The 26,619-nt window shown below is 59.8% G+C and carries 20 protein-coding genes and 1 tRNA gene; 16 read left to right on the forward strand and 5 right to left on the reverse strand.

Going from position 1 to position 26,619, the window contains the following annotated elements:
• Positions 1-201 precede the first annotated feature (201 nt).
• From EI969_RS14490 to EI969_RS14500, 3 genes are all read left to right on the forward strand, one after another.
• Positions 202-1,473, forward strand: coding sequence for a YeaH/YhbH family protein (locus EI969_RS14490; RefSeq protein WP_150717988.1), 1,272 nt, complete (start codon positions 202-204; stop codon positions 1,471-1,473).
• Positions 1,470-3,032 carry a SpoVR family protein gene (locus tag EI969_RS14495; protein ID WP_160388405.1) on the forward strand — a complete coding sequence of 521 codons (1,563 nt, stop codon included), beginning with the start codon at positions 1,470-1,472 and terminating at the stop codon, positions 3,030-3,032. Before EI969_RS14490 ends, EI969_RS14495 begins: the two co-directional genes overlap by 4 nt.
• A gap of 63 nt (positions 3,033-3,095) precedes the next feature.
• On the forward strand, positions 3,096-4,325 hold the full coding sequence (locus tag EI969_RS14500; RefSeq protein WP_160388406.1) for a multifunctional CCA addition/repair protein: 1,230 nt from the start codon (positions 3,096-3,098) through the stop codon (positions 4,323-4,325).
• An 81-nt stretch (positions 4,326-4,406) separates the two neighbouring features.
• Here the strand turns inward: EI969_RS14500 and folK are convergent, their stop codons facing one another.
• Both folK and folB read right to left on the reverse strand, forming a co-directional pair.
• On the reverse strand, positions 4,407-4,925 hold the full coding sequence (folK, locus tag EI969_RS14505; protein ID WP_160388407.1) for a 2-amino-4-hydroxy-6-hydroxymethyldihydropteridine diphosphokinase: 519 nt from the start codon (positions 4,923-4,925) through the stop codon (positions 4,407-4,409).
• Positions 4,916-5,272, reverse strand: coding sequence for a dihydroneopterin aldolase (gene folB / locus EI969_RS14510; RefSeq protein ID WP_008051601.1), 357 nt, complete (start codon positions 5,270-5,272; stop codon positions 4,916-4,918). The genes folK and folB overlap by 10 nt, the downstream gene beginning before the upstream one ends.
• A 74-nt stretch (positions 5,273-5,346) precedes the next feature.
• Here folB and plsY point away from each other — a divergent pair, with 74 nt between their 5' ends.
• A complete protein-coding gene (gene plsY, locus EI969_RS14515; RefSeq protein WP_007993197.1) occupies positions 5,347-5,916 on the forward strand; it encodes a glycerol-3-phosphate 1-O-acyltransferase PlsY in 570 nt (189 codons plus the stop codon).
• Between the two features lie 23 nt (positions 5,917-5,939).
• On the opposite strand, the gene tsaD is transcribed toward plsY, so the two are convergent.
• The gene (tsaD, locus tag EI969_RS14520) at positions 5,940-6,965 is read right to left on the reverse strand and encodes a tRNA (adenosine(37)-N6)-threonylcarbamoyltransferase complex transferase subunit TsaD (protein WP_160388408.1); all 1,026 of its coding nucleotides are present in this window, start codon (positions 6,963-6,965) and stop codon (positions 5,940-5,942) included.
• A 199-nt stretch (positions 6,966-7,164) separates the two neighbouring features.
• On the opposite strand from tsaD, the gene rpsU reads away from it, so the two are divergent.
• The 8 genes from rpsU (at position 7,165) to EI969_RS14560 (ending at position 17,507) form a co-directional block, all read left to right on the forward strand.
• A complete protein-coding gene (rpsU, locus tag EI969_RS14525) occupies positions 7,165-7,380 on the forward strand; it encodes a 30S ribosomal protein S21 (RefSeq protein WP_002551877.1) in 216 nt (71 codons plus the stop codon).
• Between the two features lie 481 nt (positions 7,381-7,861).
• Entirely contained in the window at positions 7,862-9,829 is a 1,968-nt protein-coding gene (dnaG, locus tag EI969_RS14530; RefSeq protein WP_160388409.1) for a DNA primase, read from the forward strand.
• Positions 9,830-9,896: 67 nt separating this feature from the next.
• Positions 9,897-11,744 carry an RNA polymerase sigma factor RpoD gene (gene rpoD, locus EI969_RS14535; RefSeq protein WP_160388410.1) on the forward strand — a complete coding sequence of 616 codons (1,848 nt, stop codon included), beginning with the start codon at positions 9,897-9,899 and terminating at the stop codon, positions 11,742-11,744.
• 123 nt (positions 11,745-11,867) lie between these two features.
• Positions 11,868-15,614, forward strand: coding sequence for a bifunctional diguanylate cyclase/phosphodiesterase (locus EI969_RS14540; protein ID WP_160388411.1), 3,747 nt, complete (start codon positions 11,868-11,870; stop codon positions 15,612-15,614).
• A gap of 15 nt (positions 15,615-15,629) precedes the next feature.
• Positions 15,630-15,706, forward strand: a tRNA-Ile gene (locus EI969_RS14545).
• Positions 15,707-16,103: 397 nt separating this feature from the next.
• Positions 16,104-16,418 (forward strand): DUF3077 domain-containing protein, encoded by a 315-nt coding sequence (locus EI969_RS14550; protein WP_160388412.1) that lies wholly within the window; start codon positions 16,104-16,106, stop codon positions 16,416-16,418.
• A gap of 68 nt (positions 16,419-16,486) precedes the next feature.
• Positions 16,487-17,089, forward strand: coding sequence for a nucleotidyltransferase domain-containing protein (locus tag EI969_RS14555; protein WP_160388413.1), 603 nt, complete (start codon positions 16,487-16,489; stop codon positions 17,087-17,089).
• Positions 17,079-17,507, forward strand: a complete 429-nt coding sequence (locus EI969_RS14560) for a hypothetical protein (RefSeq protein ID WP_160388414.1) — start codon at positions 17,079-17,081, stop codon at positions 17,505-17,507. The genes EI969_RS14555 and EI969_RS14560 overlap by 11 nt, the downstream gene beginning before the upstream one ends.
• Before the next feature lie 15 nt (positions 17,508-17,522).
• On the opposite strand, the gene EI969_RS14565 is transcribed toward EI969_RS14560, so the two are convergent.
• Both EI969_RS14565 and EI969_RS14570 read right to left on the reverse strand, forming a co-directional pair.
• Positions 17,523-18,203, reverse strand: a complete 681-nt coding sequence (locus EI969_RS14565; RefSeq protein WP_160388415.1) for a peptidase M41 — start codon at positions 18,201-18,203, stop codon at positions 17,523-17,525.
• Positions 18,204-18,315: 112 nt separating this feature from the next.
• On the reverse strand, positions 18,316-20,670 hold the full coding sequence (locus EI969_RS14570) for a glucose/quinate/shikimate family membrane-bound PQQ-dependent dehydrogenase (RefSeq protein ID WP_160388416.1): 2,355 nt from the start codon (positions 20,668-20,670) through the stop codon (positions 18,316-18,318).
• Between the two features lie 186 nt (positions 20,671-20,856).
• On the opposite strand from EI969_RS14570, the gene EI969_RS14575 reads away from it, so the two are divergent.
• The 4 genes from EI969_RS14575 (at position 20,857) to pqqF (ending at position 26,508) form a co-directional block, all read left to right on the forward strand.
• On the forward strand, positions 20,857-21,318 hold the full coding sequence (locus EI969_RS14575; protein WP_160388417.1) for an Lrp/AsnC family transcriptional regulator: 462 nt from the start codon (positions 20,857-20,859) through the stop codon (positions 21,316-21,318).
• 222 nt (positions 21,319-21,540) lie between these two features.
• Positions 21,541-23,223: an NAD(P)/FAD-dependent oxidoreductase gene (locus EI969_RS14580; RefSeq protein ID WP_160388418.1), complete on the forward strand. Its 1,683-nt coding sequence runs from the start codon at positions 21,541-21,543 to the stop codon at positions 23,221-23,223.
• A 12-nt stretch (positions 23,224-23,235) separates the two neighbouring features.
• Positions 23,236-24,030, forward strand: a complete 795-nt coding sequence (locus EI969_RS14585; RefSeq protein ID WP_160388419.1) for a carbon-nitrogen hydrolase family protein — start codon at positions 23,236-23,238, stop codon at positions 24,028-24,030.
• Positions 24,031-24,078: 48 nt separating this feature from the next.
• Positions 24,079-26,508, forward strand: a complete 2,430-nt coding sequence (gene pqqF / locus EI969_RS14590; protein ID WP_160388420.1) for a pyrroloquinoline quinone biosynthesis protein PqqF — start codon at positions 24,079-24,081, stop codon at positions 26,506-26,508.
• Positions 26,509-26,619: the final 111 nt, after the last annotated feature.

Consider the following 26,619-nt stretch of genomic DNA (forward strand, 5'->3'; position numbering starts at 1 on the left):
GCTGCCGGTCAGACCGGTTGTCGTCAGCCAGAGACCTGTGTGCGCTTTTTCTGTTACACAGGCCTCTGGAAGGTGTTCGAAAGTCGGTAGCGAGTTCAGGCAGCATCCAAAGCGCTTGGGGGAGCGTTCAATATCCCTCGGCTCTCGGTTCGATGCTGCATCACCGCTCGCCCCTTTCAGGACAGCTTCTAAGGAGCAGTCATGAGCTATGTGATCGACCGACGTCTCAATGGCAAGAATAAAAGCACGGTGAACCGGCAGCGGTTTCTGCGGCGCTACCGTGATCACATTAAAAAGGCTGTCGAAGAGGCGGTCAGTCGGCGTTCCATTACCGATATGGAACACGGCGAACAAATCAGCATTCCCGGGCGCGATATCGACGAGCCGGTGCTTCACCACGGGCGCGGTGGCAAACAGACTGTCGTGCACCCGGGCAACAAGGAATTCACCACTGGCGAACATATCGCCCGCCCACCGGGAGGCGGTGGCGGTCGTGGTCCCGGCAAGGCCGGCAACTCCGGTGAAGGGATGGACGAGTTCGTCTTCCAGATCACCCAGGAAGAGTTCCTCGAATTCATGTTCGAGGATCTCGAACTGCCGAACCTGGTCAAGCGCAACCTGACCGGCACCGATACCTTCAAGACCGTACGCGCCGGCATCAGCAACGAGGGCAACCCGTCGCGGATCAACATCATCCGCACCCTGCGTTCAGCCCACGCCCGACGGATCGCCCTGTCCGGCAGCAGCCGGGCAAAACTGCGCGAAGCCAAAGAAGAACTTCTGCGACTCAAGCAGGAAGAACCAGACAACTTCGGCGATATTCAGGAAATCGAAGCGGAAATCGAAAAACTCAGCGCGCGCATTCACCGCGTACCGTTTCTCGACACATTCGACCTCAAGTACAACCTGCTCATCAAGCAACCCAACCCCAGCTCCAAGGCGGTGATGTTCTGCCTGATGGACGTGTCCGGCTCGATGACCCAGGCGACCAAGGACATCGCCAAGCGCTTCTTTATCCTGCTGTACCTGTTTCTCAAGCGAAACTACGACAAGATCGACGTCGTGTTCATCCGCCATCACACCAGCGCCCGCGAAGTGGATGAAGAGGAGTTTTTCTACTCCCGGGAGACCGGCGGCACCATCGTCTCCAGCGCCTTGAAGCTGATGCAGGAGATCATGGCCGAGCGTTATCCGAGCAACGAGTGGAACATCTACGCCGCCCAGGCCTCCGACGGTGACAACTGGAACGACGACTCTCCGATCTGCCGCGACATCCTGATCAACCAGATCATGCCATTCGTGCAGTACTACACTTACGTTGAGATCACCCCGCGCGAACACCAGGCCCTGTGGTTCGAGTACGAGCGCATCGCCGAAGCCTTTTCCGACACTTTTGCCCAGCAACAACTGGTCTCGGCCGGGGATATCTATCCGGTCTTCCGTGAACTCTTCCAGCGCAGGTTAGTGACATGACCGCCAAAGAGCAGAAGCGCCAACCCATTTCCACCGGCTCCGAATGGACATTCGAGCTGATCCAGGCGTACGACCGCGAAATCAGCCGTATTGCGGCCGGCTACGCCCTCGACACCTACCCCAACCAGATCGAAGTGATCACCGCTGAACAGATGATGGATGCCTACGCCTCTGTCGGTATGCCGCTGGGTTATCACCACTGGTCCTACGGCAAGCACTTCCTCAGCACTGAAAAATCCTATAGCCGCGGCCAGATGGGCCTGGCGTACGAGATCGTGATCAACTCCGACCCGTGCATCGCCTACCTGATGGAAGAAAACACCATCTGCATGCAGGCGCTGGTGGTGGCCCATGCCTGCTACGGGCACAACAGCTTTTTCAAAGGCAACTACCTGTTCCGCACCTGGACCGACGCCAGCTCGATCATCGATTACCTGGTGTTTGCCAAGCAGTACATCATGCAATGCGAGGAGCGCCACGGTATCGACGCGGTCGAGGACCTGCTCGATTCCTGCCACGCCCTGATGAACTATGGAGTCGACCGCTACAAACGCCCCTACCCGATTTCCGCGGAAGAAGAACGTCGCCGGCAAAAGGACCGGGAGGAGCACTTGCAGAAACAGATCAACGATCTGTGGCGCACCATTCCCAAAGGCGCAGACAAGTACAGCGACAAGGACAACGCACGCTTCCCCGCCGAACCGCAGGAAAACATCCTGTACTTCATCGAAAAACATGCGCCGCTGCTGGAGCCGTGGCAGCGGGAAATCGTGCGCATCGTGCGCAAGATCGCCCAGTATTTTTATCCACAACGTCAGACCCAGGTGATGAACGAGGGTTGGGCCACGTTCTGGCACTACACCCTGATGAACGACCTGTACGACGAAGGCCTGGTCACCGACGGCTTCATGATGGAATTCCTGACGTCCCACACGAGCGTGGTGTTCCAGCCTGGCTTCGACAGCCCTTATTACAGCGGCATCAACCCTTATACGCTGGGATTTGCCATGTACCGTGATATCCGGCGCATGTGCGAAAATCCCACCGAGGAAGACCGTCGCTGGTTCCCCGACATTGCCGGTACGGACTGGCTGGCAGCCATCAAGTTCGCCATGAGCAGCTTCAAGGATGAGAGTTTCATCCTGCAGTACCTGTCACCCAAGGTGATCCGCGACCTGAAATTGTTCAGCATTCTCGATGACGACCAGAAGGACGACCTGCTGGTGCCGGCGATTCACGACGAAGACGGTTATCGCATCATCCGTGAGACCTTGGCCGCCCAGTACAACCTGGGCAATCGCGAACCCAACGTGCAGATCTACAGCATCGACCGGCGCGGTGACCGCTCCCTGACCCTGCGCCACCAGCAACACGACCGCAAACCGCTGGGCGAGTCCACCGAAGAAGTGCTCAAACACCTGCACCGCCTCTGGGGCTTCGACATTCACCTGGAAACCCTGCAAGGCGAAACCGTGATGAAAACCCATCATGTACCGCCAAGAAACGAGCACAGCGAAGGTGATTACGGCCGACTGGACCTGGCCGTCATCCATCTTTGATCAGGCTTGTGCCTCCGAAAGCTCGATGCAGCGGTTATCCTGTCGGGCTAACGGAGGTTTTTAATGCGTATTTATAAAGTCGGCGGCGCGGTACGTGATCGCCTGCTGGGCAAACCGGTTACCGATATCGACTGGGTCGTGGTCGGCGCCACCACCGAAGAAATGCTCGCCAAGGGCTTTCGCCCGGTAGGCGCGGACTTCCCGGTGTTCCTTCATCCAAAAAGCGGTGAGGAGTACGCCCTCGCCCGCACCGAGCGCAAAAGCGGGCGCGGCTACGGCGGGTTCACTTTCCACGCCAGCCCGGAAGTCACCCTCGAAGAAGACTTGATCCGTCGCGACCTGACCATCAATGCCATGGCCGAAGACGATCAGCAGAACCTGACCGACCCTTACCACGGCCAGCGTGATCTCGAAGCGCGCCTGCTTCGTCATGTTTCCCCGGCATTTGCCGAAGATCCGCTCCGGGTCCTGCGTGTTGCCCGCTTTGCGGCGCGTTATGCGGCGCTGGACTTTAGCGTCGCTGCGGAAACCCTGGAACTGATGCGCCAACTCAGCGAGTCAGGCGAACTTGAAGCGCTGACCCCGGAGCGCAGCTGGAAAGAAATTTCCCGCGCCCTGATGGAAGATCAGCCACAGGTGTTTGTTGAGGTTCTGCGCGCATGCGGCGCACTCAAGGTACTGATGCCGGAGGTCGACGCGCTGTTTGGTGTTCCGCAACCCCCGGCCCACCACCCGGAAATCGATACTGGCACGCACACCCTGAGCGTTTTGCAGCAAGCAGCCCTGCACAAGCAGCCGCTGACCGTGCGCTGGGCGTGCCTGCTGCACGATCTGGGCAAGGGCCTGACGCCAGAGGACGAATGGCCGCGGCACATCGCTCATGAGTTCAAGGGCCTGAAGCTGATCAAAGCGGTCAATGAACGATTCAAAGTACCCAGGGACTGCCAGGAACTGGCGTTACTGGTGGGCGAGTATCACACCCACGGGCATCGCGCCCTTGAACTCAAACCATCGACTTTGCTGGAATTGCTGCAAAGCTTCGACGTTTACCGTCGGCCACAGCGCTTCGAGGAGTTCATCGCGGCATGCGAGATGGATGCGCGTGGACGCAAAGGACTGGAACAAAGAAGTTATCCACAGGCGGATTATTTACGCGGCGCGGCAACCGCAGCACGTAGCGTAGCGGTCCAACCATTGCTGGAGAAAGGCTTCAAGGGGCCGGAGCTGGGGGAAGCGATCAAGCGCGAGCGACTAAAAGCCTTGAAAGCCTACAAAGAGACCGCGTCGATCTGAAAAGCTTCGCGAGCAGGCTCGCTCCCACAGGTTTACGCAAACCCTGTGGGAGCGGGCTTGCCCGCGATGGCGTCATCACTGTCACAACAAATCTGAAGGTGTCAGCTGCTCACCGCGCCATTCGAAAGCCACCGGCGCCAACACCTGATCGATCTGCGCTTCACCCCACAAGGTCGCAAAGCTCTTGCCTACACCCGGGTGCACCCGATCCGGCGCAATCAACGACAGCGGCCACAGAACGAACGCATTTTTCAGGATTTCTGCCCGCGGCAAGACCAGGCCATCGAAGTTGCCCACCAGATCACCGAACAACAACACGTCGATATCCAGCGGCAAACCTCGGCGATCCGGCGCATAACGACCGTTATCCGCCTCGATGAACTTCAATCGACGATCGAGCTCCATCAGCGGTAAATCGGTATACGCCGACACCACGAAATTGAAGAAAGGCCCACTCTTGATGCCCACAGGCTGGCTTTCGAACACCGCCGAACAGCGGATATCCACAAGGAACGACGCCAACGCATCGAGCCCTGCCCGCAAATGGGTTTCACGCTCGATATTGCTACCGAGCCCGAGGTACACCTGAGTCAGCGACATCCGCGCTCGATCTCCACGCCCACACCGCCGGTGGCAGCCGGGACCGCGCCGGGTTTTGTCAGCTTCAGGCGCATCCAGGTGATCTTGAATTCGCTCATCAGCACTTCAACCAGGCGCTCGGCAAAGGTCTCGACCAACTGGAACTGCGCCTGCTCGGCAAATGCCTGGATGCGCGAGGAAACACTGGCGTAGTCGAGCGCCAGGGTCAGGTCATCACCGGCGGCGGCCGGGCGGTTATCCCAGGCGAAGCTCAGATCAAGACGCAAGCACTGTCGGATGCCTCGTTCCCAGTCGTAGGCACCGATCACCGTGTCGACTTCCAGGCCCTCGATAAACACTCTGTCCAAGCACTTCTCTCCGCTACACGACAAGGGCGCAATGCGCCGTTAGAATCAGGGCTTCCTCGCCCGGAATAGTTAGCATGTTTTGGTTACTGGCGATCCTCGCCTACCTGCTCGGCTCTCTGTCCTTCGCCATTTTGCTCAGCCGCCTGACCGGTAACCCCGATCCGCGAATGAGTGGCTCGGGCAATGCCGGCGCCACCAACATGTTGCGCCTGGCCGGCAAGAAACTCGCCATCCTGACCCTGCTCGGCGACCTTTGCAAAGGCCTGCTGCCGGTACTGATTGCGCGTCTTGCGGGCCTTTCGCAGCAGGAACAGGCCTGGATCGGCGTCTATGCCGTCATCGGCCACCTGTTCCCGTTGTACTTTCGCTTTCGCGGCGGCAAGGGTGTCGCCACCGCTGCCGGCATGCTGCTGGGACTGTACCCGCCCGCAGCCCTTCTGGCGGTCTGCGCCTGGCTCCTGACGTTCTACCTGACCCGCACCAGCTCCCTGGCCGCCTTGATCGCCACACCGCTGACCCTGCCGTTGCTGGCCTGGCAAGAACCGGCGGCCCTGCTGCCGATGAGCACGCTGACCGGGCTGATCGTCTGGCGTCACCGCGGCAATCTACGCGACCTGTTTGCCGGGCGCGAACGGCATTTCTAGTTGCCCTGCATGAGCGCCGTTCATCACAACGGCGACAACTGCTCCATCGGCCAACGCGCCTGAACACTGATCGCCAGGCTTTCGCGCTGTCCGGCCTGCAAACGCTGGCAGCCGGCAAAGGCGATCATCGCGCCGTTATCGGTGCAGAACTGCGGACGGGCATAAAACACATCACCCTTCATGTCGCCGAGCATTTTTTCCAGGGAAACGCGTAGCGCCTTGTTGGCGCTGACGCCCCCTGCGATCACCAGGCGCTTCATGCCGGCGGCTTTCAGGGCACGCTTGCACTTGATGGTCAAAGTCTCTACCACGGCCTGCTGGAACGCCAGCGCGATGTCGCATTGGGCTTGCTCGCCGTCGTCCCCGGCGCTGACGCGCTGTTGCCAGGTGTTCAATGCGAAGGTTTTCAGTCCGCTGAAGCTGAAATCCAGGCCCGGACGGTCGCACATCGGACGCGGGAAGACGAAACGTCCTGCAACGCCCTGCTCTGCAAGGCGAGCGATCTCCGGTCCGCCCGGATAATTGAGGCCCATCATCTTGGCCGTCTTGTCGAAGGCTTCGCCGGCAGCGTCGTCCAGGGTCTCGCCCAAGAGCGTGTACTGACCGATTCCGTCGACCTGAACCAGCTGCGTATGGCCACCCGAGACCAACAAAGCGACGAACGGAAATTCCGGCGGTTGCGACTCCAGCATCGGCGCCAGCAAATGGCCTTCCATGTGGTGCACGCCAAGGGCCGGAATGCCCCAGGCAAAGGCCAGCGCCTGAGCGCAGGAAGCCCCCACCAGCAAAGCCCCCACCAGGCCAGGACCCGCGGTGTAGGCGATCGCATCGATCTCGGTCGGCACGCAGTCGGCCTCGGCCAACACCTGACGAATCAAGGGCAGCATGCGTTTGACGTGATCGCGCGAAGCCAGCTCCGGCACCACGCCACCATAGGCGCGATGCAGGTCGATCTGACTGAACAGCGCATCGGCCAGCAGCCCGCGTTCACTGTCATATAATGCGACGCCGGTTTCGTCGCAGGAGGTTTCTAATCCCAGTACTAGCATGGGTTTGCGCCTTGTTTAGGCTGAATTCGAAGGCGCGCATAATAGTCGTCGCGTGATGCCCCGACCAGCGGTTTTCGATCAGAGGCTTTGCATTCCGAGCGTTGAGGGGTTAACATCCGCAACCCTTAAAAACCGACGTCTTCAAGTGCTCTTTTGCCGCGAGGATGTTGACCCCGGTAATGAATGAAGGTAGCTCTGGATGCCAGCCGTCAAAGTAAAAGAGAACGAACCCTTCGACGTAGCTCTGCGTCGTTTCAAGCGCTCCTGCGAAAAAGCCGGTGTACTGGCTGAAGTTCGTAGCCGCGAATTTTACGAGAAGCCAACTTCTGAGCGTAAGCGCAAAGCAGCAGCCGCTGTTAAGCGTCACGCCAAGAAAGTTCAGCGCGAACAGCGCCGCGCCGTTCGTCTGTACTAATACACAGACGATCGTAGCAAGCTTCTGCCAAGCCCGGCCCTCAGCCGGGCTTATGGCATTTGCGTAAAACGCTTGATGCTTCACCGTCAAAGCCGCAGATGCGACCGAGACAAATCTGCTTCATCACGTCAGACCTGGCTCTTTTGCCAGCAGTGCACGTCTTTTCTGACGAGCCTTTCAAGGCTACTGACGAGCACACCCACTGATTCCTCTCACGACGATCAGCCCAAGGCACCTGCTTGCGTGCCAGATGATGAGCTATCCGAGGCCGACAATTGGCTGCAGCGGATTCAGCGCAATACATTCAAACAGTCGAATACTGATTGGCATTAACGTCAGTGGACTTTCGGCAGATACACTTCCCGACAGCGATTACGCAGACGACACTGGTCGAGCCGCACATTTTGCGCGCCTCAAACAATGACCGCCGTTCGGTCGCCGTTCGTTTCGGGTTCCTTTCAGCGCAGATGACGAGAACGCCATGGCCGGGCTAATTCCCCAGAGCTTCATTGACGACCTTCTGAACCGCACCGACATCGTCGATGTGGTCAGCTCGCGCCTGCAGCTGAAAAAAGCCGGCAAGAACCACACCGCCTGCTGCCCGTTCCACAAGGAAAAGACGCCATCGTTCAGCGTCAGCCCCGACAAGCAGTTCTATTACTGCTTCGGTTGCGGCGCTGGCGGCAACGCCCTCGGCTTCATCATGGACCACGACAACCTGGATTTCGTCCAGGCCGTCGAAGAACTGGCCAAAGCCGCCGGCATGGAAATCCCCCGCGAAGAAAGCGGCCGACCGCACAAACCGCGACAGCCGACCGATTCGCCGCTGTATCCACTACTCAGCGCTGCCGCCGATTTTTATCGCCAGGCCCTGAAAAGCCATCCATCGCGCAAAGCCGCCGTGGACTACCTGAAAGGTCGCGGGCTGACCGGCGAAATCGCCAGGGACTTCGGCCTCGGCTTTGCGCCGCCGGGCTGGGACAACCTGTTCAAGCACTTGAGCAGCGACACCCTGCAACAAAAGGCCATGATCGACGCCGGCCTGCTGATCGAAAACGCCGAAAGCGGCAAACGTTACGACCGCTTTCGCGACCGCGTGATGTTCCCCATCCGCGACAGTCGCGGGCGTGTCATCGCCTTTGGCGGCCGGGTACTGGGCGACGACAAGCCGAAGTACCTGAACTCCCCGGAAACCCCGGTGTTCCATAAAGGCCAGGAACTCTACGGCCTTTATGAAGCGCGCAAGACCAACCGCAATCTCGACGAGATCATCGTCGTCGAGGGTTACATGGACGTCATTGCCCTGGCCCAGCAAGGCCTGCGCAATGCTGTCGCGACCCTGGGCACCGCCACCAGCGAAGAACACCTCAAGCGACTGTTTCGCGTGGTGCCCAACGTGCTGTTCTGCTTCGACGGCGACCAGGCCGGCCGCAACGCTGCATGGCGGGCACTGGAGGCGACACTGTCGAGCCTGCAGGACGGGCGCCGCGCGCGCTTCCTGTTCCTGCCCGAGGGTGAGGATCCGGACACCCTGGTGCGCTCCGAAGGCACCGATGCCTTTCGCGCACGCATCAACCAGCACGCGCAGCCACTGGCCGATTACTTCTTCCAGCAACTGACGGAAGAAGCCGATCCTCGCTCGCTCGAGGGCAAGGCCCACATGGCCACCCTCGCCGCGCCGCTGATCGACAAAGTCCCGGGCGCGAACCTGCGCACCTTGATGCGCCAGCGCCTGAGCGAAATCACCGGCCTGAGTGGCGAAGCGGTGAGCCAGCTGGCCCAAAGCGCCCCGCAGGAAGCACCGCCGGCGTACGATCCGGGCATCGATTACGACGCAATGCCCGATTACAGCGACTATCATCAGCCGCAGGCACAGGAAATGTATGTGCCGCAGCAGGAATGGACGCCGAAGAAACCCGGTGCAGGAGGCAAGAAATGGGACAAGAAACCCTGGGACAAGAATGGCAAACGCGGCGGTGATCGTGATCAACCCCGCGCGCCACGGGTGCCCGCCGCCGTAGAACCGCCGACCCTCGCCGCCTTGCGCACGCTACTGCATCACCCGCAGCTGGCCGAAAAAGTCGAGGATGCCGGGCACTTCGCCGCCGAGGATCACACCAACACACAATTGCTGGTGGCGCTGCTCGAAGCCGTGCAGAAGAATCCCAAGCTAAACTCAATTCAGCTGATTGCCCGCTGGCACGGCACAGAACAAGGCCGTTTGCTCAAGGCCCTGGCGGAAAAGGAATGGCTGATTGATGGAGATAACCTTGAACAACAGTTTTTCGACACCATTACTAGCTTGTCAGCCCGCCAACGCGAGCGAAACCTGGAACAACTTCTGCGAAAAGCGCGTCAAAGCGAATTGACCAGCGAAGAAAAAAATCAACTGCGCGACCTCTTGAGTCGCAATGTTTCCGCATCAAACCCGACCTCAACTGGCGCGTGAGGTCATAGCTCAGGTATAATCCTCGGCTTGTTTTTTGCCCGCCAAGACCTTCAGTGGATAGGGTGTTATGTCCGGAAAAGCGCAACAGCAGTCTCGTATCAAAGAGTTGATCACACTTGGTCGTGAGCAGGGCTACCTGACTTACGCGGAGGTCAACGACCACCTGCCGGAGGATATTTCAGATCCGGAACAGGTGGAAGACATCATCCGCATGATCAATGACATGGGGATCAACGTATTCGAGGTTGCGCCAGATAAGGATTCCCTTATGCTGGCCGACGCCGATACCGACGAAGCCGCAGCCGAAGAGGCCGCTGCAGCGTTGGCTGCGGTCGAGACCGACATTGGTCGCACTACCGACCCGGTGCGCATGTACATGCGCGAAATGGGTACGGTGGAGCTCCTCACTCGTGAAGGCGAAATTGAAATCGCCAAGCGTATTGAAGAGGGCATCCGTGAAGTGATGAGCGCAATCGCGCACTTCCCTGGCACGGTTGATCATATTCTCTCCGAGTACACCCGCGTCACCACCGAAGGTGGTCGCCTGTCCGACGTCCTGAGCGGTTATATCGACCCGGACGACGGCATCGCGCCGCCTGCGGCAGAAGTGCCGCCGCCGATCGATGCGAAAGCCGTGAAAGCGGATGACGACACCGACGACGATGAAGCCGAATCTTCCGATGACGAAGAAGAAGCCGAAAGCGGTCCGGATCCGGTCATCGCTGCCCAGCGCTTCGGCGCTGTGGCCGATCAGATGGAGATCACCCGCAAGGCGCTGAAAAAGCACGGTCGCAACAACAAGGCAACGATTGCCGAGTTGTTGGCCCTGGCCGAACTGTTCATGCCGATCAAGCTGGTTCCGAAGCAATTCGAAGGCCTGGTCGAGCGTGTTCGCAGTGCTCTGGATCGCCTGCGTCAGCAAGAGCGCGCAATCATGCAGCTCTGCGTTCGTGATGCACGCATGCCGCGTGCAGACTTCCTGCGCCAGTTCCCGGGCAACGAAGTCGACGAAAGCTGGAGTGATGCCCTGGCCAAAGGCAAAAGCAAATACGCTGAAGCCATTGGTCGTCTGCAGCCGGACATCATCCGTTGCCAGCAGAAGCTGACCGCGCTGGAAACCGAAACCGGTTTGACCATCGCTGAAATCAAGGACATCAACCGTCGCATGTCGATCGGTGAGGCCAAGGCCCGCCGCGCGAAGAAAGAGATGGTTGAAGCCAACCTGCGTCTGGTGATCTCGATCGCCAAGAAGTACACCAACCGTGGCCTGCAATTCCTCGATCTGATCCAGGAAGGCAACATCGGCTTGATGAAAGCGGTAGACAAGTTCGAATACCGTCGCGGCTACAAGTTCTCGACTTATGCCACCTGGTGGATCCGTCAGGCGATCACTCGCTCGATCGCCGACCAGGCCCGCACCATCCGTATTCCGGTGCACATGATCGAGACGATCAACAAGCTCAACCGCATTTCCCGCCAGATGCTGCAGGAAATGGGTCGCGAACCGACCCCGGAAGAGCTGGGCGAACGCATGGAAATGCCTGAGGACAAGATCCGCAAGGTATTGAAGATCGCTAAAGAGCCGATCTCCATGGAAACCCCGATCGGTGATGACGAAGACTCCCATCTGGGTGACTTCATCGAAGACTCGACCATGCAGTCGCCAATCGATGTTGCAACCGTTGAGAGCCTTAAAGAAGCGACTCGCGAAGTGCTGTCCGGCCTCACTGCCCGTGAAGCCAAGGTACTGCGCATGCGCTTCGGCATCGACATGAATACCGACCACACCCTCGAGGAGGTTGGTAAGCAGTTCGACGTGACCCGTGAGCGGATTCGTCAGATCGAAGCCAAGGCGCTGCGCAAGCTGCGCCACCCGACGAGAAGCGAGCATCTGCGCTCCTTCCTCGACGAGTGATACCAGAACCCCCGGCCCAGGCCGGGGGTTTTGTTTTATGGCAGATTAATATCTCAGCACCTCCCCCTCCGTCCCTAGCCCGTCTACACTCGAAACATTCCCCCGAGCCATAACGAGACCGTTATGCCCAGACTGCCGACCGTGCTTTTTTTGCTGTCGCTGATGACCTGGACCGCAACGGCTGGCGCTCTGACTCTCACTGACGATGAACGTAGCTGGCTGGCGGCTCACCCGGACTTGCGCCTGGGTGTCGATGCGTCGTGGCCGCCTTTCGAGTTCCGTGACGATGAGGGCCGCTATCAGGGCCTTGCCGCGGATTACATCGAGGTCATCCGCAAAAGGCTGGGGACCAGGCTCACGCCCATCGAGCCGGTCAGTTGGACCATCGTTCTGGAACAAGCCAAAAAGGGCAAAATCGATCTGCTGCCGGGCATCATGTCGACGCCGGAACGCCAGAACTACCTGTCGTTCACCCGCCCTTACCTGGACTTCCCGATTGTCATCCTGGCCCATGTCGGAGGCCCCCAACCACATAACCTGCAAGACCTGTACGGCTTGAAAATCGCCGTGGTGGAGAACTACGCTCCCCACGAACTGCTGCGCACCCACAATCCCGACCTGAACCTGGTGGCGATGCCCAACGTCAGCTCGGCGTTGCAGGCACTGGCCACCGACGCAGTGGATGCAGTCGTGGGCGACCTGGCATCGAGCGTCTGGAGCCTGCGCCAGCTCAAGCTCGACGGGCTGTATGTCAGCGGTGAAACGCCCTATCGCTATCAACTGGCCATGGCTGTACCTCGCGACAACACCATGCTCGTCGGCATTCTCGACAAAGTCCTGGCGGACATGAGCCCCGCCGAAATCAGTGCAATCCAGGAGCATTGGGTCGGTAACGTCCTCGATCATCGAACGTTCTGGAATGACCTGCTGGTGTACGGCCTGCCCGGACTGCTGGTGCTGACCCTCGTGCTGGCCGCGGTTATCCGTATCAACCGCCGCTTGAGCTCGGAAATCGCCCGCCGGGTCGATCTTGAACAGGAACTGCGCAGCAGCGAATACCACTACCGTGGCCTGGTCGAGAGCCTGTCGGCCATCGCCTGGGAAGCCAAGGTCACCGACTACACCTACAGCTATGTATCGCCCCACGCCGAAGACCTGCTCGGCTATCCCCTCTCCCATTGGCTGATTCCCGGCTTCTGGCGCAACATCATTCACCCTGCCGACCTGATCCGCGCCCAGACTTTCTGCGATCACGAAGTGCTGGCCGGTCGCGATCACCGGCTCGACTACCGGGTGATCACCGCCGACGGCCGCACCCTCTGGGTGCGCGATATCGTCAGCCTGATCGAACACGGCCACGAGCCGGTGATGCGCGGGTTGATGATCGACATCACCGACGCCAAGCGCACCGAAGAAGCACTGCGCCTGTCGGAGCAGAAATTCGCCTCCGTGTTCCAGCAGTGCCCCGACATCCTGGTGATCGCGCGCCTCAGCGACGGTTGCTTGCTGGAGGTCAACGAAGCATTCGAAGAACAGATCGGCCTCAAGGCCGAGGACGTCATTGGCCTGACCGCCACCGACCTGAACATCTGGGGCATTCCCGGCGTCGGGCCGGGCCTGTTGCAACGTTTGCAGGCCGGCAGCATCCGCAACCTGGAGATGCCCTTTCGTCGCAGCAACGGCCAGGTGTTTACCGGCCTGATCTCCGCCGAACCGTTCGACCTCGACATGACACCGGCGCTGGTGGTCGTGGTGCGCGACATCACCCAGCTCAAGGAAACCCAGCAGCAACTGCAAACGTCCGAAGAAAAGTTCGCCAAGGCCTTCCATGCCTCCCCCGACGGCTTGCTACTGTCGCGGCAAAGCGATGGCTTGCTGATGGAAGTCAACGAGGGCTTTAGCCGCATCACCGGATTCAACAGCGCCATGTCGGTGGATCGCTCGGCGCTGGACCTTGGGATCTGGGTCAACCTCAATGAACGCAAGCAAATGCTCGACCTGCTGCACCGCGACGGCTTTGTCCGCGACTTCAGTTGCCATATACGCCGCAGCGACGGGCAGATCCGCCTCTGTGAAGTGTCCAGCCGTCCGCTGCCGATTGGCGATGAAGACTGCATGCTGACCATCGCCAGGGACATCACCGAGCGCCACCTGATGCAGGAAAAACTGCAGCAGGCCGCCACCGTGTTCGAGAGCACCGCCGAAGGCGTGTTGATCACCGATACCCAACAGCACATCAGCGCGGTCAACCGTGCGTTCACTGAAATTACCGGTTACAGCGAAAGCGAAGCACTGGGTCACACGCCGCGACTGCTCGCTTCGGGCCTGCATGACAGCGCGTTCTACGCGGCCATGTGGCATCAATTGACCGCCGAAGGTCATTGGCAGGGCGAGATTTCCAATCGGCGCAAGAACGGCGAGCTCTATCCGAGCTGGCTGACCATCAGCGCCGTGCGCAACCGCGACAAGTTCATCACCCACTTTGTCGCGGTGTTCGCCGACATTTCCAGCCTCAAGCACGCCCAGGCCAAACTCGATTACCAGGCGCACCACGACCCGCTGACCGGCCTGCCGAACCGCACACTGTTCGAAAGCCGCTTACTCACTGCGCTCAACAACCAGCAGGAAAACGGCGGCCAGGGCGCCGTGCTGTTCCTCGACCTGGACCGCTTCAAGCACATCAACGACAGCCTCGGCCATCCGGTCGGCGACCTGCTGCTCAAGGGCATTGCCGTACGCCTCAAGGAGCAGTTGCGTGACATCGACACCGTGGCGCGCCTGGGGGGTGACGAATTCATCATCCTGCTTCCTGGCCTGCAACAGTCCAGCGATGCCGACAACATCGCCACCAAGTTGCTCAATTGCTTCGGCGCGCCATTCCAGGCCGGTGAGCACGAGTTCTTCATCAGCGCCAGCATCGGCACCAGCCTCTATCCCAAGGATGGCTGCGACGTTGCCACACTGATCAAGAACGCCGACGCCGCGATGTACCGCTCCAAGGCCAAGGGCCGCAACCGTGTCGAAAGCTACACCCGCGACCTCACTGCCCAGGCCAGCGAACGCGTGGCCCTGGAACACGAACTGCGCCGCGCCATCGAGCGCAACGAATTGCACCTGTGCTACCAACCGAAAATCAGCCTCGAAGACTACCGCCTGGTCGGCGCCGAGGCCCTGATCCGCTGGCACCATCCGACCTTTGGCGATGTGCCGCGGGAACACTTCATCCCGCTGGCTGAAGAAAACGGCATGATCCTGCAGATCGGCGACTGGGTCCTGGAAACCGCCTGCCGGCAAATGGCCGAATGGCACCGGCTGTACGAAAGCCCCGGCCCGCTGTCGGTTAACCTGGCCGGCGCCCAATTGCGCCAACCCAACCTGCTGAGCCGTATCGAACAGTTGCTCAAGGACAACGGCCTCAACCCCGGTTTCCTGCAACTGGAAATCACCGAAAACTTCATCATGAGCCAGGCCGAAGAAGCGCTGGCGGTGCTGCACCAGCTCAAAAAACTGGGCGTACAACTGGCCATCGACGACTTCGGCACCGGCTACTCGTCACTGAGCTACCTCAAGCGCCTGCCGCTGGACATCCTCAAGATCGACCAGTCCTTCGTTCGCGGCCTGCCGGACGATCCCCACGATGCGGCGATCGTCCGCGCCATCATCGCCCTCGGCCGCAGCATGCAATTCACCGTGATTGCCGAAGGCGTCGAGACCCAGGCACAGCAGCAATTCCTGGCCTATGAGGGATGCGAGCAAATCCAGGGCTACATCGTCAGCCTGCCCCTGCCCGCCGAAGAATTTGCCGCGACGTTTCTTCGTACAACCGTAATGGCTTTTTCGGATAGCACAGCCGCGAAACCGTCGCTATAATCCGCGACCTACTGAGGGCCTATAGCTCAGTTGGTTAGAGCAGAGGACTCATAATCCTTTGGTCCACGGTTCAAGTCCGTGTGGGCCCACCAAACAAGAAAGCCGCGTTTTTACGCGGCTTTTTCGTGTCTGACGTTTAGTTTTGTTTACTTAAGGTCTCGCTTTATCGGATGACGCCTTAGGACCTTGTAGGCAAACTCCGAATCTTGCTTTTGGGCACTTTGCCGCCTTGTTGCACTTTTCTTTGACGGAGTAGTCTCCGGACGTCGCTGACCTTTCAGCGGTCGGGCTTGGAAACCCGTTGAACTCTAGCCGCAACAGCGCCCTCATCATGATTGCTTGTATTTTGTGATCCTGAGTTATGACGGCTGTGCGTGGGACGCCTTCGGGCGTGCCGGTTCCTAGGTTCCCGGTTTTCCAACCTGCGTACGGCCGTCACCCATTCGCTTGGAAACGAATTTGGCGGCTCCTAGAACCCAGGAGCAATGCATGACTAAAGCAAATTCACCCTCAGACCTAAAAACTATCGGCTTCACCCCTTTCCTCTATCTCTCAGATCAACCGCTATTCCACGTCTGCCGCGATATCCCCATCGCCGACGCCCTGGCGCAAGCCTCAGACCTGCTGTACCTCGCCAAGTCCCTGACCGCGGACGCCGCTTTCACCCAAGACTCCGACCGCCACGCCTGGGCGGCGCATTACCTGACGACGATGAGCAAAGCAGTGATCGATGATGTGGTAAAGGTATTGAAGCGGCGACCTGCTCAAACAAGAAAGGAAGCAAGCCCATCGAAAACTACATAATCACGGCAGAGTTGAAAATTCCCAAAAAGGGACCTATCGTTCCCTTTTTGGGACTTATAGAGTCAGCCATGCCTGCCATCCCGCTCAGCGATGCCCTATTTACCGCCACTCAGCAAAAAGTGCTGGGCATGCTGTATGGCAAACCGGATCAGAGCTTCTATGCCAATGAAATATCCCGCTGGGCGCAAGTCGGCAAGGGCAGCCTGATGCGTGAGCTGGAACGTCTGCATGGCGCAGGCATTCTCACCATGAGTCGGCGGGGTAATCAGACGCACTACCAAGCCAACCCTGAGTGCCCCATCTATGCAGAACTGCTTGGGATAGTGCGCAAGACCTTTGGTATTGCAGAGCAGTTGCGTACAGCCTTGTCTCCGCTGTCTGATCAGTTGGTATGGGCATTTATTTACGGCTCCATTGCCAAGGGAAACGAGCATGCAGGCAGTGACATTGACCTGATGTTGATTGGCGAAAATCTCAGTTACAGCAATTTGATGGAACGGGTACTGCCCGTTGAGGAACAGCTTGGCCGCACCATTAACCCAACGCTCTACACCCTGGCCGACTGGCAAGCCAAGAAGGCGGGCGGCAACAGCTTTGTAGTGCGGGTTGAGCAACAAGAAAAAATTGATTTGATTGGCCGCAATCCAGCAGAGGTAGCCGATGGGCAGTAACGAAAATCTGGAAAACCTGGTGCGTAGCGGCGGCCTCAAAGCTGAACCGCCTGATCGCAAGGAATGTGAGGGGCTGCTGAAATCAGCCACGGACCGTTTGAAGGATGCTCACAGTTCGGCCCTGTCCTTCGCCAGTCGCTTCGACCTCGCCTACAACGCCGCCCATGCTCTGGCTCTGACTGCCATGCGTTTACAGGGGTTTCGCTCCGACCGTCGCTATCTGGTATTTCAGTGCCTGGTACATACCCTCGGCCTGAACAAAGTCCATGTACGCCTATTCGCGCTCTGTCACGAGCGCCGCAATCTGGCTGAGTACGAAGGTTACATGGATGTAGACGAAACCCTATTGGCTGAACTGTTAGCGGCGACTGATGCACTGTTGACACTGGTGCAAGACGCTATGCTCGCGAGCAAATAACGCTTCGACCCTTCGTTACTTCCAGTGCTGAACGACATCACTGCAACGGTCAGTCCAAACACTTAACGAGGGGATCGCCTGCACCGCCCGCAACCGTTCCAGAATCTGCCCCGTCAACACAACCTCATACGTATCCGCAGCCCGCCCCCATTGCTCCACAAGAACCATGCCGTCCACCAGCGCCATAGCCAATTCGGCAATCGTCCCGGCCTGATCTTCGATGATTGTTTGAGTCCGACCCCACACCCGATCAGTCATCGCTTTAAGCTCCGCCGCTATGCGCTCAGCCGACGCTGGATCGGTATCCGGGCAGGCAATATTGCGCAGTAGGTGCTGAAGCTCCCTGATCTTTGCGTAATCCTGCTCCGCGCCCTCCCCACCTTTGAGAATGGCGGTGGCTTTGCGCTTGTCGACGCGTTTGGCGGCTGAGGGTTTTGACGGCAGGGTTTGTGCCATTGCGCCAGCCAGGAGCACCATCATTCGGGCTTCCAGGTGTTCCTTCATGGCTTCCATCGACGAAAGGGGTCGCACCAAGGTAATGGAGGCCCCTCCGTGGTGCCGCAAATCCTTGGTCACTGTCAGGGTCACGCCGCCCGTTTCAAACCCCAAGGCGCGGGCCACCACGTAGTGCCCCATTTCGTGATGGGCGATCTGCAATGCACGGTCCCGTACAACAGCAGGTAGCTTTGTTGTCATACCCTTCACCTCGCACCCTCGACTGCCTCAATCCTAGCCGATTTCCACCCCCTCTCTTTCGCCCAACAAAAAGCCGCGCAATGGCGCGGCTTTTTGACCCAGACTTCAGCCCTTATTTGGGCAAAGCGTAAGCAATCACATAATCCCCACGATCCGTCGACTGACGCGCACCGCCCACCGTCAGCAGGATGTACTGCTTGCCGGTTTTCGGCGACACGTAGGTCATCGGCCCGGACTGGCTGCCTACCGGTAAACGCGATTTCCAGATTTCGTTGCCGTTACCGGTGTCGAAGGCGCGCAGGTAGAAGTCCTGGGTGCCGGCGAAGAACAGCAGGCCGGACTGGGTGGCCAGCGATGCGCCGAGGGTCGGCATGCCGATCGGGATCGGCAGGTGCATGCGGATGCCCATCGGGCCGGTGTCTTGTACGGTGCCGACCGGGACTTGCCACATCAGTTTGTGGGTCTTGAGGTCGATGGCCGACATGGTGCCGAACGGTGGTTTCTGGCACGGGATGCCGACCGCCGAGAGGAAGCGTTCGCGCATGGCGCCGAACGGTGTGCCTTCCTGCGGCACCACGCCCATTTCGATACCGCTGGCCCCGGCTTTGATCTTGTCGCGCGGGATCATGTAGTTGGCGAGGCCCAGGCGCATGTCGTTGACGAACATGTAGTTAGTGTTCGGATCAACCGAGACGCTGCCCCAGTTCATGCCGCCCAACGAGCCCGGGAATTGCAGGGCGCGGTCCATGCCCGGCGGGGTGTAGACGCCTTCGTGGCGCATGCCTTTGAACTGGATGCGGCACATCAACTGGTCGAACGGTGTGGCGCCCCACATGTCGGACTCGGTCAGGGTCTTGTTGCCGATTGACGGCATGTCCACCGAGAACGGCTGGGTTGGCGAGTAGTGTTCGCCAGGCACATGACCCTGCGGCACCGGGCGCTCTTCGACGCGAGCAATCGGCACGCCGGTTTCGCGGTTGAGCAGGAAGATCTCGCCCTGTTTGGTCACTTGCGCGAGCGCGGGCTGGGTGCCGCCCTTGTCGTCCGGCACGTCGTACAGCAGCGGTTGCGCCGGCAGGTCGAAGTCCCAGAGGTCGTTGTGGGTGGTCTGGAAATGCCAGCGCACTTGGCCGCTTTTCACGTCGATGGCAACGACGGACGAGTTCCACTTGTTGTCCATCTCGGTGCGCTGACCGCCGAAGAAGTCCGGCGTGGCGTTACCGGTCGGCAGGTAGACCAGACCGAGCTTGGCGTCGTAGGACATGGCCGACCACACGTTCGGCGTACCACGCGTATAAGTCTCACCAGCCGGTGGGCGTTTGGTGGTGTTCGGATTGCCCGGATCCCACGCCCACACCAGCTCACCGCTGCGCACGTCGTAGGCACGCACCACGCCCGGCGGTTCGCCGGTGGAGTAGTTATCGGCCACGCGACCGCCGACGATCACCACGTCCCCTGCGACCAATGGAGTCGAGGTTTGCTGGTAGTAACCGGGCTTCACTTCGCCCATGTCGGTGGTCAGGTCGACGGTGCCCTTGTTGCCGAATTCTTCACACGGCTTACCGGTGTCGGCATTGATGGCGATCAGGCGCGCATCGCCGGTCGGCAGAAACAGACGTTTCGTACAGGCGCCTGGCTGATTGTCCGAAGACGCCGGGGTTTCGGAATAACCCAGGCCACGGCAGCGCTGCCAGTTGGGCGCGGTGCCCTGCGGGTCGAACTTCCAGCGCTGGGCGCCGGTGTCGGCATCCAGGGCGAAGACTTTGCCGTAGGCGGTGCAGGTGTAGACCGTGTCACCGATCTGCAGCGGGGTGTTCTGGTCCTCGGCACCGGCACCGGTGCTTTGCGGGATGTCGCCGGTGCGGAAGGTCCAGGCCACCTGCAACTTGTCGATGTTGCCCTTGTTGATCTGGTCCAGCGCGGCAAAGCGGTTGCCGGCGGTGGTGTTGCCCCAGTGCGCCCAGTCTTTCTGCTCGGTACCCGGCGTGACCGGCGTTACCGCAGGTTCAACGGTGGCCTTGACCACGTGGGTCGGCACGAACATGTAGGCCATCGTCGCTACGACGCCTACACCCAGAATGCCAGCTAGGCCGTAAGCGCCTCGTCCGCCGGTCGCGCCCGAAGCACGGACCAGGGTCGGATAGACCAGCGCGACCACCAGACCGATCACGGCGAAGGTCAGCACCCGCGAGACCAGCGGCCAGTATTCGAGGCCGGCGTCCCATACCGCCCAGATCGCCGTGAGGACCAACGCCACACCATACAGCCAGGCGCCGAGCGGCTTGCGCCGGGCAATCATCAAGCCGGACGCCAGCATCGCCAGGCCCATCAGCAGGAAATACCAACTGCCGCCCAGTGCGATCAAGTAACCACCGCCACCGGCCAGGCCGAGCCCGATCAGTGCAATCAGCACACCCAGCCCCGCCAGCACCCATTTGCTGCCGGCGGCAGCCCCAGAATTGTTCATATCGGAAAATTTCCCCATTTGTGACAAGGGCGGAATAATGTACTAACCAGTTACTTATGGCAATTTGTCGCAGGCAGAAATGTCACGAACGGTACTGAGGCTAGATCAAATATCCGCCACGAGCGCGGCGCCGGATGTGCCTGTAACATGCTTGGCCATTGATCAGTACCGTTGGAGACAGCCCCTTTGCCTGACATTCGCCCACCCGTTCTCGACGAAATCGACCGCCAGTTGATTGCCGCCCTGCAGATCAACGCCCGCGAGAGCGTGGCCATGCTGGCCCGGCAACTGGGCATCGCCCGCACCACCGTCACCTCGCGCCTGGCGCGACTGGAAAAGGCCAGGGTGATCACCGGTTACGGCGTGCGTCTCGGGCAGCGGGTGGTGGATGGCGGGTTGCAGGCGTATGTGGGGATCACCGTGCAACCGCGCTCTGGCAAAGAGGTCTTGCGACGGTTAAGCGCGATGGCGCAGGTGCAGCAGTTGTGTGCGGTGAGTGGTGAATTTGATTATGTAGCGTGGTTGCGCACCGACTCGCCGGAGCAGCTGGATCAGTTGCTGGATCAGATCGGCAGTGTGGATGGGGTGGAGAAGACCACTACCTCGATCATCTTGAGTAGCAAGATTGATCGGGGGCAGCCGGTTTGACATTCCAGTTCAGGTTTCATGGGTGTCTGAGCTGACGCCTTCGCGAGCAGGCTCGCTCCCACAGGGGACAGTGTGCATTACCAGATCGTCATATTGACCAATAAAATGGCAAAACGACGACACTTTGCGTCTTATTAACGTGTTCTGTGCTCTCTAGAATGGCTGGCATCTTTTCCTATACTCAGATGCGCATTCCGCGTCGGGTCGCCAGCAAGGTCAGCCATGAACAAGAACAATCGCCATCCTGCAGACGGTAAGAAACCAGTCACCATTTTCGGCCCGGACTTTCCTTTCGCCTTCGACGACTGGATCGAACACCCGGCCGGCCTGGGCAGCATTCCCGAGCACAATCACGGTGCCGAAGTGGCGATTGTCGGCGGCGGCATTGCTGGCCTGGTGGCAGCGTATGAGCTGATGAAACTGGGCCTGAAACCGGTCGTCTACGAAGCCTCGAAAATGGGTGGCCGCCTGCGTTCCCAGGCGTTCAATGGCGCCGAAGGCATCGTTGCCGAACTGGGCGGAATGCGTTTTCCGGTGTCGTCCACCGCGTTCTATCACTACGTCGACAAGCTCGGCCTGGAAACCAAACCCTTCCCCAACCCGCTGACGCCCGCGTCGGGCAGCACGGTGATCGACCTCGAAGGCCAGACCCATTACGCACAGAAGTTGTCGGATCTTCCTGCACTGTTCCAGGAAGTGGCTGACGCCTGGGCCGATGCCCTGGAAGCCGGTTCGCAGTTCTCCGACATCCAGCAAGCCATTCGCGACCGCGACGTGCCACGTCTGAAAGAGCTGTGGAACACCCTGGTTCCGTTGTGGGACGACCGCACCTTCTACGATTTCGTCGCCACCTCCAAGGCCTTCGCCAAGCTCTCGTTCCATCACCGCGAAGTGTTCGGCCAGGTCGGTTTCGGCACCGGCGGCTGGGACTCGGACTTCCCCAACTCGATGCTGGAAATCTTCCGCGTGGTCATGACCAACTGCGACGATCACCAGCACCTGGTGGTCGGCGGCGTGGAGCAGGTGCCACAAGGCATCTGGCGCCATGTGCCGGAGCGTTGCGCGCATTGGCCGGCGGGCACCAGCCTCAGCTCCTTGCACAACGGCGCACCGCGCACCGGTGTGAAGAAAATTTCCCACGCACCGGACGGCCGTTTCGCCGTTACCGACAACTGGGGCGACACCCGCGAATACGCTGCCGTATTGACCACCTGCCAGAGCTGGCTGCTGACCACCCAGATCGAATGCGACGAAACCCTGTTCTCGCAAAAGATGTGGATGGCCCTGGACCGCACCCGCTACATGCAGTCGTCGAAAACCTTCGTGATGGTCGATCGCCCGTTCTGGAAAGACAAAGACCCGGAAACCGGTCGCGACCTGATGAGCATGACCCTCACCGATCGCCTGACACGTGGCACTTACCTGTTCGACAACGGCGACGACAAACCAGGAGTGATTTGCCTGTCGTACTCGTGGATGAGCGACGCGCTGAAAATGCTCCCGCAACCGGTGGAAAAACGCGTGAAACTGGCATTGGATGCGTTGAAGAAGATCTACCCGAAAGTCGATATCGCCGCGCGCATCATCGGTGACCCGATCACCGTTTCGTGGGAGGCCGACCCGCATTTCCTCGGCGCGTTCAAAGGCGCCCTGCCCGGCCACTACCGCTACAACCAGCGCATGTACGCACACTTCATGCAGGACGACATGCCGGCCGAACAGCGCGGGATCTTCATCGCCGGTGACGACGTTTCGTGGACGCCGGCCTGGGTCGAAGGCGCGGTGCAGACCTCGCTCAACGCGGTGTGGGGCATCATGAAACACTTCGGCGGTGCAACTCACGCCGAGAATCCGGGTCCAGGAGATGTATTCAACGAGATCGGTCCGATCGCCCTGCCCGAGTAAGAGGAATCCGAAATGCGCGTAGCCCTTTACCAATGTCCACCGTTGCCCCTGGATGTCGCTGGCAACCTGCATCGCTTGCAGCAGCTTGCACTGGAGGCAAAAGGCGCCGATCTGCTGGTGCTGCCGGAGATGTTCCTGACCGGCTACAACATCGGCGTCGATGCCGTCAGCGTGTTGGCGGAGGTGTACAACGGTGAGTCGGCGCAGCAGATTGCGCGTATAGCCAAGGCGACCGGGATCGCCATTTTGTATGGCTATCCCGAGCGCACCGAGGACGGGCAGATCTACAACGCCGTGCAGTTGATCGACGCCAATGGCGAGCGCCTTTGCAACTACCGCAAGACTCACTTGTTCGGCGATCTGGATCACTCGATGTTCAGCGCAGGTCCCGACGATTTCCCTATCGTTGAGCTCAACGGCTGGAAGCTCGGTTTCCTGATCTGCTACGACCTGGAATTTCCGGAAAACGCCCGACGCCTGGCCCTGGCCGGCGCAGAGCTGATTCTGGTGCCGACCGCCAACATGATTCCCTACGACTTTATCGCCGACGTCACCGTCCGCGCCCGCGCCTTCGAAAACCAGTGCTATGTGGCCTACGCCAACTATTGCGGGCAAGAAGGCGACATCCACTACTGCGGCCAAAGCAGCATCGCCGCGCCGGATGGCAACCGTATCGCCCAGGCGGGTCTGGATGAAGCCCTGATCGTCGGTGAGCTGGATCGACAGTTGATGCTCGACTCCCGCGCCGCCAATCGCTACTTCCTCGATCGCCGCCCCGAGCTTTACGGCGACCTGAACAAGCGCTGATCCACCGTTATCCGCTAGCATTGGCACTTCACTGTTCTGGAAGTGCCCATGCCCGCGCTGAATCACCCTCGCCCCCACACTGAAACCCTGGCCAATGGCTTGCGGGTGACGTTGCGTCATGCCCCGAATCTGAAGCGCTGCGCAGCCGCGTTGCGGGTCGCTGCGGGCAGCCATGATGTGCCGCTGGCATGGCCTGGGCTGGCGCACTTCCTTGAGCACCTGCTGTTTCTGGGAACCGAGCGTTTTCCCACGGGGCAAGGGTTGATGGCCTACGTGCAGAGTCATGGCGGTCAGGTCAACGCCCGCACTAGCGAACGCACCACGGATTACTTTTTCGAGCTGCCGCCCCAGGCATTTGCCGGTGGGCTGCAGCGTCTGTCAGACATGCTCGCCCATCCGCGTATGAATCCCGACGATCAACAGCGGGAACGGGAAGTGTTGCACGCTGAATTTATCGCGTGGTCGCAGGATCCGGCAGCGCAACAACAGCAGGCATTGTTCGATGGGCTTTGCGAAGCTCATCCGCTGCGAGGTTTCCATGCCGGCAATCGGGACAGCCTGCCGGTGCCGCAAGCCGAATTTCAGCAGGCATTGCAGGATTTTCATCAGCGGTTCTACCAGACGGGGCAGATGACCTTGAGCCTGGCCGGTCCGCAAAGTGTCGATGATTTGAGAGTGATGGCCGAGGCATTTGGCCAAGCCCTTGCCCAGGGTGAAACAGCCCCACAACAATCCCCCGCGCCGCTGATGACGACCTCGGACTCAAGTTTTCAACAGGCTGGCGAACGACGACTGGATCTGCTGTTTGCCCTCGAGGCCCTGCCCGAATCCTGCGCCGAAGCACTGCTGTTCCTGTGTCATTGGCTGAACTCCGAGAAGCCGGGCGGTTTGCTGGCGGATTTGCGTGAGCGTGGATTGGCGGAAACACTCAAGGCCGAGTCGCTGTATCAATTCGTCGGGCAAGCCTTGCTGCACGTCGAGTTCACCTTGCCCGCCCACTCTGCGGCAACCGGGATTCGCGAACGCCTGATGGATTGGCTGGGTTTCTTCGCCCGGCAAGACTGGAGCCGATTGCGCGAAGAATACGCCGCCCTGCTCCAGCGCCAGCAGCAAGTCGGCAGTGCCTTGCAACTGGCCCGACAGGACAGTGAGCAACGCGAAGTCGGGTTATCCGGGCAAGGCGTTACAGCCCTCGAGCAAGTGCTCAAACAAATCGGCGCTGTGGATAACTTCAGCGGCCCATGGCAGTTGCCCACACCCAACCCGTTCCTGCGCGCCGAAGCAGCAGCGCCCAATGCGGGATTGATTCGCGGCCAGACCAGCGCCCACCGCGGCCTGCGCACCTTTGCCCAGGATCGCTCGCGCAGCCGCCGCGAACGCTCGCCGATGCAATTCAGCCAGGCATGGCCGGACAACAGCCCAGAAGGCGCGATTTATCTGCGCTGGCGCCTGGACTCGACTCCCGGGAGCAGCCTCCAGTCAAAACTGGAAAAAACCCTGCAACCGCTGCGCGAAGACGCGCGTCAGGCCGGTGTGGATTTTTCCTTCAGCGCTTCGGGCAACGAATGGCTGCTGAAACTGAACGGGCTACAGGAGCCGATGCCCGGCGTCCTCGAGCAGGCGCTGAAAGAACTGACAAATCCTGATGCCGCTGTCGCACAAGCCGAATCGACCAGCGTTGCGTTGATACCGATTCGACAACTGCTCAAGGCATTGCCCGATCACTGTCTCGGGCACACCACGAACTCCAATAACCTGCAGCAACTCTGGTCGAGTGCACGGTGGGACGGGCTGGCCATCGGGTTGTCGGCACAGACTCAAGCGGCCATGGGACTGGCCTTGAGCCGCATCCCCGGCACGCCGGACAGTCAGTTGTCCCCGCCTCGCGCGATCCCGTCACAACGGCTGTGGAACACTGTCGATAGCGGCTCCAGTGAGCACGCGCTGCTGCTGTTTTGCCCTGCAGCCAGCGCAGATATCGCCGACGAAGCCGCGTCGCGTTTGCTGGCACACCTCTGTCAGACGCCCTTCTACCAGCGCCTGCGGGTGGAGCTGCAACTGGGCTATGCCGTGTTCAGCGCCCTGCGCCAGATTCATGGGCAAACCGGGTTGCTGTTCGGCGTGCAATCGCCGAACGTGGCCCCGGTGGAACTGTTGCAACACATCGAGCAATTCCTCAGCGATCTGCCGGCACTGATCAATGCCATCGACGACAACTCTTTGATCGCCCAGCGCCTGACCTTGGCCGAGCAGTTTTCCCACGCTGCATTGCCCACCGCCCAAGCGGCGGAATTGCTCTGGCAGGGCAAGCTGGCCGGCCGTTCGTCGGATTACCTGACGCAATTACCCGAGGCAATCCTGCTGATCGAACGCGCCGAACTGCTGGCCGCCGCACAGCGATTGAAACAGGCCGAGGGCGGCTGGCGCTGCCTGGCCAACAGCCCTGCACCGGGCGCACCATGGCAAGCGGCAAAATGATCATTACCGGGTTTGTAAGGAGCTTTCTCAAAGTTTCACGGGCAATCTCTTTGAAATTTTGAGTAACATAGCAACCTAACTATCTGGAACATCTCTGACTTTAGGTGGACT

Source organism: Pseudomonas sp. PB101, assembly GCF_009764265.1.
Classification (GTDB): Bacteria; Pseudomonadota; Gammaproteobacteria; order Pseudomonadales; family Pseudomonadaceae; genus Aquipseudomonas.